The sequence below is a fragment of the Nocardia brasiliensis IFM 10847 genome (assembly GCF_000710915.1).
Classification (GTDB): Bacteria; Actinomycetota; Actinomycetes; order Mycobacteriales; family Mycobacteriaceae; genus Nocardia; species Nocardia brasiliensis_A.
The window spans coordinates 1-12223 of record NZ_BAUA01000114.1; the positions used below are offsets into that span (position 1 = coordinate 1).

Below are 12223 nucleotides of genomic sequence, written 5' to 3' on the forward strand. Positions count from 1 at the left end.
AATCGAGCAGCGGCGATCATGCCACTCTCGATTTCAGAATGTCAAACCATCTCGGCCGGAGAGGAAATCGGCCGAGGATCGCCTCGGACGAGAGGCGGGGAGAGCTCAGCCAGCTGGGGAAGCTAGATGACCGCGATGATGATGCCGAGGATCACGGTAAGAGCCGCAATGGCAGCACCGGCCATACTTCCAACCACGGGCAGAAGCATTGTTCCTCCTGTTGTCGGTAGAGCTAGTGATCGCACAGCGGCGGATGTGCCGCTGCCGATATCAGAGATGTCGAACTACCTCGACATTTCAGGAACTTAGCCGAGGTCGCCTCACACCGGAGGCAGTTTCACGAACTCGGTTCGAACGGAGTGCTAGATGACCGCGATGATGATGCCGAGGATGACGGTAAGCGCAGCAATAGCGGCACCGGCCATACTTCCAACCACGGGCAGCAGCATTGTTCCTCCTGTTTGTAGGTCGATCCATGGATGACTTAGCGCTGGTGATCATGCCAACTGTCACGTGGCGCGTGACGATCCGACCCGGCGTGTCGGGAAATTAAACGAAGTCGCCTCGCTCCGGACTTCATTTAAATAGAATATGGCTACTCCATAATTAACTGGTCGGTCGTCCGACCAAATCAATGCTCAACCCGCACAACCCAATCCGGCCGATGGCAGCACAAGCGGCCGGCCGAGCCCGGCCGGCCGCTGTGCCGACAAAAAAAGGAAAGATGGACGAGTTAGTCGTCCGGGGCGGGCCGACGGCTCCAGCGGGCCGACAGACCCCACGGCGGCACCGCCGAGTCGCGGCCGTGCCCGACTATTGCACGGCCGCAATGAACGGCCACTCACATGGCCGCGAAACAATCCCCGCGGCGGTTCGAATGACCGGTGCCGCCCGTTAGTTCCGGGTGGAATGGTTTGGCGGACAAGGGAAAACAGCGCCGATCACAGATCGGACGTTCTGGACATACGTCGGATGAATACGCGCTTACCCCGGATTCACGGAAACGAGTTCCAGCAGTCGCATGAGGTCCGCATAACGGCGCGCACCGATCCGGGCGCGCAGTTCCTGTTCCGCGCGCGCCTCTTCGGCGCGCACCGACGCGACGAGTTCCGCGCCGAGCCTGCTGAGCCCGATCAGGATCCGCCTGCGGTCGTCCTGTGCGGCGAGCCGGAAGATGAGACCACGCTCGGCCAGGTAGTCCGCGTGCCTGGTCGCCGAGGACGGCGCCAGCTGTGACCTGGCCGCAAGCTCGCTCATCGTGATGCCGGTCTCACTGGAGAGATTCGACAGCATCGACCACTGATCGGCCGTGAGCTGCCTGGCACACAGTGCTGCGTCCAAGTGACGCAGCCAACCGCGTTCTGCGGCACGCAGCGCACCATGCAGCGTCGAATATCCGCTTACAATGGTCGTCATTGTTATTTCCTGCCTGCCATGAATTTCGCTCGAACGAGAAGAAGAGTACCGAATGTCAGCGTTCGGCGAGAGCCCCGAGGGCACTATCGAGATCCTGAACATCGTTCCGATGCAGGGTCCCGGCGGTATCGTGGCCCCCTCGTGCGACGCGGCGATTTCGCTGGCCGTCGACGAAATCAACCGGGGCACAGGAATTCTCGGTCGCGAAATTCGTACTACGAATATCGACGGCGGCAGGCCGCCGCACGAGGTGGCGAGCGAGGTTTCCGCCCTGCTCGCGACCGGAATGGTGGACGCGATCACCGGCTGGCACACCTCCGCCGTGCGGCTGGCAGTGGCGCGAGCGACCGCGAGCCGGGTGCCCTATCTGTTCGCCACCGGACACGAGGGCCTGCCGGACGAGCTGCCCGGTGTGCTGATGCTGGGCGAGCATCCGGCGGGACAGACGCTGCCCGCCGTGCACTGGCTGGGCCGCGAGCACGGCATCCGGCGCTGGGCGATCATCGGCAACGACTACATCTGGCCGCGGGAATCGGCCAAGGCGATCCGCAACAGCCTGGCCGACCCCGACGCCATCGTGCTCGAGCGGTTCGTGCCGCTCGGTTCACCCGATTTCGGCGACTTCCTCTCCCATCCGGCGCTGGACCAGGCCCAAGGCGTGATGATCCTGATGGTCGGTGCGGACGTGTCCCGGTTCAACCGGCAATTCGCGGCCACCGGCCGCGCGGCCTCGCAACTACGGATCAGCCCGGCGGCGGACGAGAACGTCTTGCTGGCGGGCGGCCCCGGGGCCAACCACAACTTCTATGTGGCATCCAGCTTTTTCATCGACGAGCGTTCACCGGACGGGCGCGACCGGGTAGCCCGCTATCGCAGACGGCACGGTGAATTCGCCCCCGCGCTGACCAGTTTCAGCAATATGACCTATGAGGCCATCCACACGCTGGCCGGGCTCGCGCACGCGGTCGGCTCACTGCGCGTGCCCGAAGTCCTCGGCGCGCTGGACCACGGGGTGATCCTGGAGACCCCCGGCGGCCAGCGCGCCTTTCAAGGCAATCAGGCGATCCAGCACGGTTTCATCGCCCGCGCCGACGGCGTCGAATTCGACATCGTCGACCGGATCACCTGACGGCGGATCAGGCCGAGACGAGCGTGTCGAGCACGGAAAGGAACAGGCCGAGGCCGTCGTCGCTCGGGCCGGTGAGCGGCTCGGTCGCGTGCTCGGGGTGCGGCATCAGGCCGACGATGCGGCCGTCGGCCGAGGCGATGCCCGCGATGCCGCGCTGCGAACCGTTCGGGTTGTCACCGGCGTAGCGGAAGACCACCCGGCCTTCGCCCTCCAGCTCGTCCAGCACAGCGGTGGACGCCTGGTAGCGGCCCTCACCGGATTTGAGCGGGATGAGGATCTGCGCGCCGGCCTCGTAGCGCGAGGTCCACGCGGTAGCCGCCGATTCCACCCGCAGCCACTCGTCGCGGCAGATGAAGTGCAGACCTTCGTTGCGGGTCAGCGCGCCGGGCAGCAAGCCGGCCTCGCACAGCACCTGAAAACCGTTGCAGATCCCCAGCACCGGCAGGCCGGACTGCGCCGCGCGCACGACCTCGCCCATCACCGGGGCGAATCGGGCGATCGCGCCGGCACGCAGGTAGTCACCGTAGGAGAAACCGCCCGGCACCACGACCGCGTCGACCTGCTTCAGATCCGCGTCCGCATGCCACAGGCTGACCGCCTCGGCGCCGGACAACCGCACCGCACGGGCCGCGTCGACATCGTCGAGCGTTCCCGGAAAGGTGATGACTCCGATCCGCGCCGTCATGGCAGGCGAACCACCTTCCACTCCTCGATCACGGTGTTGGCCAGCAGCGATTCGGCGATCTGCGCGAGCTCCGCGTCGCCGACACTGTCGTCGACGTCGAGCTCGAATCGCTTGCCCTGCCGGACATCCGAGATGCCCTCGAATCCCAGGCGCGGGAGTGCACCGACGATGGCCTGCCCCTGGGGGTCCAGGATCTCGGCCTTCGGCATCACCTCGACCACGACTCGTGCCACGCGTTGCTCCTCAAGTGGGGTGGGGGGTTACCTCAGCAGCGTAGTTGTGCTGGTTGCCCGCGGCACCTCCGGGGTCGGCCAAATTTCGCGGGCGAGGGCCGCGAACCGCACCGCGCCTAACATGGCGCCATGCGCATAGCTCACTTCGGCCACTCCTGCCTACTCGTCGAGCTGCACGGTAAGAAGGTGCTCTTCGATCCCGGCACCTTCTCGCACGGCTTCGAGGGCCTCACCGGCCTGGACGCGATCGCGATCACCCACCAGCATCCCGACCACATCGACCCGAACCGGATCGAGGCGCTGATCGAGGCCAATCCGGGGGCGCGGCTGCTGGCCGATCCGCAGACCGCGCAGCAGCGCGGCGAGCCGTGGGAGGCAGTGCACGCGGGCAACGTGCTCGCACTAGGCGACCTGCGGATCACCGGCGGTGGCGGCAGGCACGCGGTGATCCATCCGGAGCTGCCCGTGGTCGACAACACCGTCTTCCAACTGGGCACCCCGGACGATCCGGCGCAGCTGGTGCACCCGGGCGACTCGCTGTGGGTGCCGCCGGTCCCGGTCGGCGTGCTCGCACTGCCCGCGGCCGCGCCGTGGATGCGGCTCAGCGAGGCCGTGGACTACCTGCGCGCGGTGCGTCCGCGCACCGCGCTGCCCATCCACTACGGCATCATCGAGCCCGCCGCGCAGGGCATCTACTTCGGCAGGCTGGCCGAAATGGGGCCTGCCGAAACAGAATTCACCGTGGTGGAGCCGGAAGACCAGCGCGAGTTCTAGCGCGCCCGCCGGGCCTGCTCGGCGTAGTCGAGCAGGAACAGCGCCTCGGCCAGGGCCATGTGCTCGATCTCGCTGGGATCCACGCTCTCGTTCGGCGCGTGGATCAGCGCCTTCGGTTCCTCGACGCCGAGCAGCATGATCTCGGCGGCCGGGTAGGTGTCGGCGAAGACATTGCACAGCGGAATCGAGCCGCCCTGGCCCTGGGTGGTCGTGGGGCGCCCATAGGAGGCGGTCAGCGCCGCCTCCATCGCCTCGCGCGCCGGGCCGCCGCTGCTCGATCTGAACGCGGCGCCGACGCCTTCGAGTTCGATGGTGAGCTTCGCGTTCCACGGCGTGTTCGCCTCGAGGTGCGCGACGAGCGCCTTGTGCGCCTGTTCCGGATCGGTACCGGGCGGGATGCGCAGGTTGAGCCGGGCGCGCGCGGACGGCTGCACCGCGGCGGCCGACCCGACCACCGGCGGCGCGTCGATGCCGAGCACGGTCAACGCGGGCCGGGCCCACAGCATGTCGGAGACCGTGCCGTCACCGGTGCACTCGACGCCGGGCAACAGGCCTGCGTCGCTACGGAATTGGTCTTCCGGGTACTGCACGCCGGTCCAGCGCTGATCGTGCTGCAGGCCCGCCACGGTGGTGTTGCCGTGTTCGTCGCGCAGCGAGGCGAGCAGGTGGATCAAGGCCGCGAGCGCGTCCGGGGCGGCGCCGCCGAACATGCCGGAATGCAATGGGCTGGTCAAAGTTTCGACAGTCACCACGACATTCACGTTGCCGCGCAACGTCTCCGTCAGCGTCGGCACCCCCGCGGCGAAGTTACCGCAGTCGCCGATCACGATCGCGTCGGCGCGCAGCAGTTCCGGGTTGGTCTCGACGAACCGCTCGAGCCCGCCGGTGCCCTGCTCCTCGGATCCCTCGGCGACCACCGTGATGCCCAGCGGCAGGTCCGGTCCCACCGCGCGCAGCGCGGTCAGGTGCATGACGATATTGCCCTTGCAGTCCGCGCTGCCGCGGCCGTACCAGCGGCCGTCGCGCTCGGTGAGTTCCCAGACCGGCGAGTGCCAGGCGGCGCCGTCCAGCGGCGGCTGCACGTCGTAGTGGCAGTACAGCAGCACGGTCGGCGCGCCCTCCGGCGCCGGACGCGCGGCGATGACCGCCTTGCTGCCGTCCGGCGTCTCGTGCAGGCCGACCCTGGTCAACCCCGCCGCGGCGAACGCGTCCGCCACCCACTGCGCGGCACGGTCGCACTCCTCCGGCGGGAACTGCCGTGGGTCGGCCACCGATTTGAACGAAACCAGTTGTGTCAGATCGGTTTTCGCCTGTGGCATCAGCGCGGCCACGGCCGCGCGCAGTTCGGCGGTACGAGAATCGTCGGTCACCGGTCCACTCTGGCACGAACTGACCGGTCCACCGAGTGAAATATCGCGCAACGGCCGATTCGTGTCGCCGCGCCCCGCACCGCCGTGCGCCACGTGTGTGATTCTGGTACCCGAGCGCAGTTCGGTACCAGCACGCGAGCCGACCCTCCGGAGGCAGCCGATGTCCGAGACCCCCGAGTCCGACGACCTGTTCGCGCTACCCGGCATCGACCGGATCGCGCCGCGGGCCGGTTTCCCGGAGCATGAACTCCGCCCCCAGGTCGCCTACGAGATCGTGCACGACGAGCTGCTGCTCGACGGCGTCTCGCGGATGAACCTCGCGACCTTCTGCACCACTTGGACCGACGACACGGCGCGCAGGCTGATGGCCGAGTCACTGGACAAGAACATCGTCGACAAGGACGAGTATCCGCAGACCGCCGAGCTGGAGCGACGCTGCGTGCGAATGATCGCCGATTTGTGGCACTGCCCCGACCCGGCGGGTACGCACGGCACCTCGACCACCGGTTCCAGCGAGGCGGCGATGCTCGGCGGCCTGGCCGCCAAGTTCCGCTGGCGGCAACGCGGCGGCACCGGTACACCCAATTTCGTCTGCGGCCCGGTGCAGGTCTGCTGGGAGAAATTCATTTAGCGGGACTTATCCGCTGAACTGTGTAAAGGGTCCCTCTCATGTTCCTACGGGAGCGTGATCTCCTCCGGCACGTCGCCGATCGGAACCCACTCAAGCGGGAGAACCTCGGCGCCGGGATCGACCGGCGCAGCCATCAGGTCGGCCGGTACGCCGGGGTGGTCGTGGACGGGCCACATCGGGCCGGTCGCCATCCACCGCGCGATGTGCCTGAACCTCTCGCCATCGAACGTCCACAGATCCCGGCGGACGTCGCGATAGATTCCCGGCCGGGTAGGCAGCGCTTCAGCCATCAGAGGTCCTTGCCCGCCGCGGCGAGCAACGGCCGCAGCTTGTCCGCTGCGATGCGAGCAGGGTGTGTTTGGATGGTGTCCAGCGTGAGATCGACGGCCCGACTCTTCCGGAAGTACTCGCGGGAAGCCTCTTTCGCGTTGGCAAGCGCTTCGATCGCCGCGTCCGGCTTCCCGGCGCTTAGGTAGGCACGGCCCCAGTCAAGCCAGAAGTGTGCTCGACGTTCCTTCGGAAATCCCTCAGGCAGGCGTACCTCTTCGGCGATCTCCATTGCTTTGCCGATCTCGCCGAGATCAAGCTGCGCGGACATCTCCCATAGCTTGAGGTTGGTCGGGCCGACGACAGTGCCATACGACTGCCGATCGCCGACACGCTCCGCGAGTGCGCGCGCCTCGGCGAAATGAGTTTCCGCAGTAGCTGTGTCGGTGAACAGTGCGGCAAGCCCTGCCCGGCGCATGTGCAGCGCGCACAACACCGCCGCGCCAGATTGATCGTCAGCGAGCGATTCGATTTCAGAGATGGTCCGATCTGCCAGCTGCATCGCTCTTTGCGTCTCGCCCACCCGCGCAAGCGCCGCCGACTTCACGTACTGGGTGGTCGCGATCAACAGGGGGTCGCCGGATTGAGTCGCAGCCCAGACCATGCGCTCGGTCGCCAACGTGCTCAGGTCGTAGTGACCTGTCTTGTGCGACAACGTGTTTCCTGCGCGGAACAGAGTGACCAGCAGCTCGTACGCCGGGGCTCCGTCGCGCAGGCCCGCAACAAGAAGTTGGTCGACGAGTTCCGGCAGTACCTCGGTGATCTTCGTGTACGCCGCAGCGTGACGCCAGCGCCCCACCTGTTCGACCAGGGGTACTAGCCGTTCCAGTGGTTCCGGGTCGATATCGGGCAGCAGGTCCACAGACGCCACTACCCGACGGACCGTAGGGACGATGACGTCCGCCTGGTCCAACTCGGTGTCTTCACCGCGCTTCAACACCGACGCGTCGACATTGAGCGCAGACGCGACAATGCCAACCCACATCGCACTCGGAGCTTCCTTGCCGTTCTCGACGTCGGACAGGCGGGACCGACTGATTCCGGCGAGGCTCGCTAGCTGTACCTGCGTCAATGTCCTGCGCCGGCGCCAGCGAGTGATGTTCTTGCCGATCGCGGCGTTGTCACTCATGCGTCCAACGGTAGCACCGAAAAAGAGGACATTTACAGGACAGTAGCGCGTTCACCAGGGCTTAACGTCGGATTCGCATCCAGCGACGGACCAGGTGTCGTCCCGGCGGCCCCCGAGCCACCGGCCCACACGTCGATACCCCCGCCGCTGGGTGCCTCCAACACAACACACCACATCCGAGGGGTATCACCCAATGCCCGCGTTGATTCTGCTTGTCTTTCTCGCCCTGGCGCTCGCCTTCGTCGGAGGGATCGGCCTCTACATCAGACCCGGTGACGCCGGCGAGCAGACCTGCCACGCCGCCCCGCCCGTGCCGCCCGATATCGACGAGGCGCACGAGATCATGCAGGACCTCATCAACTGCGACGTCGACGACTGCGACCGCAAGCGCGCCGCGTGGTGGGTCCTCGTCGATGCCGGTGAGATCACGCCGGTCGAGGAGGTCAAGCGGTGATCGACGCTACCGCCTTCGCGCGCGAGCGCTGGGCCGACCGGCACCGCTTCTGCGGCGACGACGTCGACTTTCCGGATGGTCTCGATGAGGCGCGCTACATCCTCGCGACTCACGACGGACACGGAATGTCGTGCCTTCAGACGTTCAACGCCCACGCGTACAGCCTCGGATGCCGGGGGGCGGTATGACCTCCGACGGCGAGTCACACATAACCCGGGTGGCCGACTGCTCGGTCACATGGCGCGTCGAAGCGGGCACCGTACGAGTCGACACTCTCCGCACCCGAGCGGGTGAGCGCAACCTCCGCGGTATCGAGCTGGGCAAAGCGTTCGGGCGCATGCCGCGCTCGTTGTGGGAGCGCACGCTATTCGATTTCGAGTCGCAACGTGACCTCGCCCGGGGTGGTGGTGCGCAGTGATGAGCACCGACCCCCCGCTGCGCGGGACGCCGGAACCGTTCGACCCCGGCGCGCTGAACTCTGCGCGGGTGTACGACTACCTGTTGGGCGGGAAGGATTACCGCGAGGTCGACCAGGACATGGGCAACGAAATGCTCTCGCGCGCACCGGAGATTAAGACGGTGGCGTGGTTCGCTCGCAGCTTCATGCTGAAAGCGGTTCAGATGGCCGCCGATGCCGGTGTCCGGCAGTTCATCGATCTCGGCTCGGGCATCCCGACCTCGCCCAACGTGCACGAAGCGGCTCGCGAGATCGACCCGTCCGCCGAGGTGGTGTATGTCGACTACGACCCGGTGGTTCATTCCCATTGCGACGCACTGTTGGCCGGGCCACGCGGGATCACGGCGTTGCTGAGCGACATTCGCCGCCCTGACGAGATCCTCGATCAGGTCAAGAACCAAACCCTGATCGACTTCAACGAACCCGTAGCAATCACGGCTATCGGCGTCCTGCATTACGTGATGGACGACGAGAGCCCCGGCGAGATCGTCGCCGCGTTCCGAGACGCCATGGCGCCGGGCAGCCTGCTGGCAATCACGCACGGCTCCACCGAGTCCGCCCCCGAGGTGCTCCAGGTGCTCACGGCCACCATGGGCACGTCAGCCCAGGTCTGCTTCCGGTCACCGGCGCAGACCGAGGCGTTCCTCGACGGCTTCGAGCTGCTCGAACCCGGTGTCGTGCCGGTGCAGGAGTGGCTGCGTCCCGACCTGCCGAAAACCCGCATGGTCATGGACGCCGCGATCGGCCGCATCGGCGGTGACGCGTGAACGCCAGCACGCTGCCCGGCTACGTCGATTGCTTCGCCGACCCGGGAGCGCTGAGCGGCGACGCCGCGGTCTACGCCCTGGCCATTCACCACGCCTGCCCCGGCCAATGCCTGCCCAGACTTCGAGCGGAGACCGCTCTCGATGCCGAGTACGAGACAGCGGACGCCCTCGCGCAGCCCAGCGCATACGACGAAATGTTCGCCGAACAGGTGCGCACGGCGATGCACCTGACCGAAAACGCCATCCGGTCACAGACTCCGGGGCTGCGACCGTCCCGGTAGGCGAGACGGCTGCACCCCGTCTCGCCGCGGCGGCGCCCGGTTGTGGAACGCCGGGCGCCGCACTTCAAATCAGCCCGGCATCGGGCCGGGGGAGGAAAGGGGAGTCGATGAAACTGATCATGGCGGTAGCGAGTGCAGCAGCAGGGGCCGCAGTCGCATTCACCGGCATCACGCCAGCGGTCGACGCGCCAGCCCACGCGGGGCCATGCCTGTTCGGGCACGTCGACGCACGCGACCCGAACAGCGCCTGCAAGGGCAGCCACGACGGGTCATGGCCGGAATCGGAGGGCACACCGGCGGGAACGCCGAAGCTCAGTTGCTCGCGGCTGAACGACGGTCAGCACGTGCGGGTGCGGCACCCGCAAGGAGGCTGGTCCTACTTCATCTGCCGCAAGCACACCGATCTGATCGGCCCGGACTACTGGGACTGGGACGAAGTCCTCGGCGCAGGCGCCTGATGGGAGGATGAACTATGGCCACCGGTGACGGACTCATCATCACGCCGCGCTACCACGACACCATTGCAGGCGCGGCACGGATCGCCATCGAACGCGGCGACGGATACCTCGGCGTCGAACACCTCATGCTCGCGATCCTCGCCGACCCGCACGCCGTGCCCACCCAAGATCTGCGGCGGCTCGGGCTCGACCCGGACGCCATCGGCCAGGCGCTCGACAACACGATGCGATCGGAGGCGCACAACGCGACGAGCTACCGCGCGCGGATGCTCGACGGGCGCGTGGTCGACGGCGCGCCCGACATCAACCCCTCGTGAACAACAAAACGCGCCCGACTCGTTAAGAGTCGGGCGCGTTTGTGTATCGATCGGCGAATCGATGCCGACATCCCCGGCAGCCGAGTAGCGTCTCGGCCACATTCAACAAGGGGATTCCATGGAGGACAGCCTCCCCGGCGCGGCCGGACAGTCGGACAACAACGCGATCGACAAGGCCGAGCGGCCGCGCCGGCGAAATCGGACGCTCGCATTGGTGCTAACAGCGGGCGTCGTCATCGGCGCGGCACTGGCCGCGGCCGGCTACTTCGGGTATCGCGCATACGACAACCGCCGAGACCAACCGAAGCCGCTACTCGTCGTCGGAACGATGACGTTGATCGGCTCCGCGAGCTGGGACGCGGCGGCCGCTGGCGGGTGCGAAGGCTCGGGCGGATACAGCGACATTCGCCAGGGAACCCGGGTAGTGCTCACCAACGAGTCTGGTACGACCATCGGTGTTTCGTCCCTCGAGAAGGGCTCGAAAGACGGGTCCGACTGCATGTTCCTATGGACGATGCTCGACGTCCCGGCCACCGAGAAGTTCTACACCCTCGAGATCGCGCGCCGCGGCGAGCTCACCTACACCAGGAAGGATCTCGAACTGCCGCTGACCACCACCCTCGGCGGCAAATGACCTGCGGGACCGCCGCTACAGGATGGCGTAGGCGGCCCAGTCGTCGAGGTTCGCCGGAGGTGCGCCGCCCCCGGACACTGCGGAGTCGTCCTCGCCGTGCACGCCGCAGTGCCGATTACTCAGGGGTACTTGCGTTGTCGTGAATGTCCCTTGCAGCACGGGCGCGTTGTCGAGGAACGCAGTGTAGACGGTGCCGCGCGCCTCCAGCCGGATCTTGCCGCCCTCAGGGGCTTTCGTCGTGCTGATGATGCCGGCGAGCCCGGTGGCGGAAGTGAAGTCCGTTCCGTCCCACGAGTACATGCAGATGCCGTGCTTGTCCGCGACGCGCCAATAGTGCACCCCGCCATGGTTGCTCGCCGGGTCGGCGCGCACGCACACGCTGACCGACGAGTGCAGCGGGTTGCGCCCGTTCCACCTGATGCGGGCCTCGCACGCCTGGTCGTCGCTGGTGGACGGTGTTGCGTGCCAGCCGAAAGAGATCGGCTCGGACGCGTTGCCGACCGCGGATAGTTCGCCCGACGCGACGTACAGCGGCCCGAACCGGGTGATCCAGTCCGCACTAAGGGATGCCCCGGTGAAATCGTCGGAGGCGAACAGGCTGTACGGGATGACGTCCCGGCCGACGAAGTTATCGAGGCTGTGCGAATTGGCCGACCACGTCCGCGATACGAACAGCCCGCAGCGTCGGTGGTTCGCGTCGCCCCACATCGCGTGACGGAAGGACGGCCCGGACTTCACCCCATTGAGGTAGACGGAATAGACGTGGTTCTCGTCGACTTGGACGCGCACCACGGTACCGACCGGGATCGTGACCGCGTGGTTACCGATTCCGGTGAAAGTGCCGGTGATGCCGTTGATGCGGCCCAGACTCCAGCCGTTCGCGGCGGTGCTCAGGATGATCATCTCGGTCGCGGCCGCGTTGCATCGCAACACCGCCCCCGCGCCTGCTGAGGTGTTCGGTGCCGAGCCGACGGTGAATTCCACGCTCTGGTACGGGGTGTCGGTCTCGGCGTTGTAGATCGCGGCACGGCGACCGGTCGCGGTCCCCTGCACCGCGAGCATGCCGGCGGTGACGCCGAGGTCCCCGCCGCTCTCGGTCCAGTCCGCACCGAGACTCGTCCCGGCCATGGCGTTGAAGTCACTGGAGTAGCAGGCCACGGT

The 12223-nt window shown here is 66.8% G+C and carries 17 protein-coding genes; 10 read left to right on the forward strand and 7 right to left on the reverse strand.

Annotation, left to right across the window (positions count from 1 at the left end; genetic code table 11):
• Window positions 1-984: 984 nt before the first annotated feature.
• Window positions 985-1416, reverse strand: coding sequence for a MarR family winged helix-turn-helix transcriptional regulator (locus tag NBRGI_RS24050; RefSeq protein ID WP_014981454.1), 432 nt, complete (start codon window positions 1414-1416; stop codon window positions 985-987).
• Window positions 1417-1468: 52 nt separating this feature from the next.
• Here NBRGI_RS24050 and NBRGI_RS24055 point away from each other — a divergent pair, with 52 nt between their 5' ends.
• On the forward strand, window positions 1469-2545 hold the full coding sequence (locus NBRGI_RS24055) for a substrate-binding domain-containing protein (RefSeq protein ID WP_029899495.1): 1077 nt from the start codon (window positions 1469-1471) through the stop codon (window positions 2543-2545).
• A 7-nt stretch (window positions 2546-2552) separates the two neighbouring features.
• Here the strand turns inward: NBRGI_RS24055 and purQ are convergent, their stop codons facing one another.
• Together purQ and purS are read right to left on the reverse strand one after the other, a co-directional pair.
• The gene (gene purQ, locus NBRGI_RS24060) at window positions 2553-3230 is read right to left on the reverse strand and encodes a phosphoribosylformylglycinamidine synthase subunit PurQ (protein ID WP_029899496.1); all 678 of its coding nucleotides are present in this window, start codon (window positions 3228-3230) and stop codon (window positions 2553-2555) included.
• On the reverse strand, window positions 3227-3463 hold the full coding sequence (gene purS / locus NBRGI_RS24065) for a phosphoribosylformylglycinamidine synthase subunit PurS (RefSeq protein ID WP_014981451.1): 237 nt from the start codon (window positions 3461-3463) through the stop codon (window positions 3227-3229). The genes purQ and purS overlap by 4 nt, the downstream gene beginning before the upstream one ends.
• 129 nt (window positions 3464-3592) lie before the next feature.
• Between purS and NBRGI_RS24070 the strand changes: the two genes are divergently transcribed.
• Window positions 3593-4237, forward strand: coding sequence for an MBL fold metallo-hydrolase (locus NBRGI_RS24070; RefSeq protein ID WP_029899497.1), 645 nt, complete (start codon window positions 3593-3595; stop codon window positions 4235-4237).
• Here the strand turns inward: NBRGI_RS24070 and NBRGI_RS24075 are convergent.
• Window positions 4234-5607 carry a dipeptidase gene (locus NBRGI_RS24075; protein WP_029899498.1) on the reverse strand — a complete coding sequence of 458 codons (1374 nt, stop codon included), beginning with the start codon at window positions 5605-5607 and terminating at the stop codon, window positions 4234-4236. The two genes, NBRGI_RS24070 and NBRGI_RS24075, sit on opposite strands and share 4 nt — an antisense overlap.
• 160 nt (window positions 5608-5767) lie before the next feature.
• Here NBRGI_RS24075 and NBRGI_RS24080 point away from each other — a divergent pair, with 160 nt between their 5' ends.
• A complete protein-coding gene (locus NBRGI_RS24080) occupies window positions 5768-6238 on the forward strand; it encodes a pyridoxal-dependent decarboxylase (RefSeq protein ID WP_029899499.1) in 471 nt (156 codons plus the stop codon).
• 44 nt (window positions 6239-6282) lie between these two features.
• On the opposite strand, the gene NBRGI_RS47630 is transcribed toward NBRGI_RS24080, so the two are convergent.
• Both NBRGI_RS47630 and NBRGI_RS24090 read right to left on the reverse strand, forming a co-directional pair.
• Window positions 6283-6528, reverse strand: a complete 246-nt coding sequence (locus tag NBRGI_RS47630; protein WP_148310926.1) for a hypothetical protein — start codon at window positions 6526-6528, stop codon at window positions 6283-6285.
• On the reverse strand, window positions 6528-7694 hold the full coding sequence (locus tag NBRGI_RS24090; RefSeq protein WP_029899500.1) for a helix-turn-helix domain-containing protein: 1167 nt from the start codon (window positions 7692-7694) through the stop codon (window positions 6528-6530). Before NBRGI_RS24090 ends, NBRGI_RS47630 begins: the two co-directional genes overlap by 1 nt.
• Before the next feature lie 193 nt (window positions 7695-7887).
• Here NBRGI_RS24090 and NBRGI_RS24095 point away from each other — a divergent pair, with 193 nt between their 5' ends.
• From NBRGI_RS24095 to NBRGI_RS45365, 7 genes are all read left to right on the forward strand, one after another.
• Window positions 7888-8148, forward strand: a complete 261-nt coding sequence (locus NBRGI_RS24095) for a hypothetical protein (RefSeq protein WP_029899501.1) — start codon at window positions 7888-7890, stop codon at window positions 8146-8148.
• Entirely contained in the window at window positions 8145-8336 is a 192-nt protein-coding gene (locus tag NBRGI_RS24100) for a hypothetical protein (RefSeq protein WP_029899502.1), read from the forward strand. The genes NBRGI_RS24095 and NBRGI_RS24100 overlap by 4 nt, the downstream gene beginning before the upstream one ends.
• Before the next feature lie 229 nt (window positions 8337-8565).
• A complete protein-coding gene (locus NBRGI_RS24110) occupies window positions 8566-9372 on the forward strand; it encodes an SAM-dependent methyltransferase (RefSeq protein WP_029899504.1) in 807 nt (268 codons plus the stop codon).
• The gene (locus NBRGI_RS24115) at window positions 9369-9653 is read left to right on the forward strand and encodes a hypothetical protein (protein WP_029899505.1); all 285 of its coding nucleotides are present in this window, start codon (window positions 9369-9371) and stop codon (window positions 9651-9653) included. Before NBRGI_RS24110 ends, NBRGI_RS24115 begins: the two co-directional genes overlap by 4 nt.
• Window positions 9654-9760: 107 nt before the next feature.
• A complete protein-coding gene (locus NBRGI_RS24120) occupies window positions 9761-10111 on the forward strand; it encodes a hypothetical protein (protein WP_029899506.1) in 351 nt (116 codons plus the stop codon).
• A 14-nt stretch (window positions 10112-10125) separates the two neighbouring features.
• On the forward strand, window positions 10126-10428 hold the full coding sequence (locus NBRGI_RS24125; protein ID WP_029899507.1) for a Clp protease N-terminal domain-containing protein: 303 nt from the start codon (window positions 10126-10128) through the stop codon (window positions 10426-10428).
• Window positions 10429-10546: 118 nt separating this feature from the next.
• On the forward strand, window positions 10547-11062 hold the full coding sequence (locus NBRGI_RS45365) for a hypothetical protein (RefSeq protein WP_051727997.1): 516 nt from the start codon (window positions 10547-10549) through the stop codon (window positions 11060-11062).
• Between the two features lie 15 nt (window positions 11063-11077).
• Here the strand turns inward: NBRGI_RS45365 and NBRGI_RS24135 are convergent, their stop codons facing one another.
• Window positions 11078-12220 carry a hypothetical protein gene (locus tag NBRGI_RS24135; RefSeq protein ID WP_148310927.1) on the reverse strand — a complete coding sequence of 381 codons (1143 nt, stop codon included), beginning with the start codon at window positions 12218-12220 and terminating at the stop codon, window positions 11078-11080.
• Between the last annotated feature and the right edge of the window lie 3 nt (window positions 12221-12223).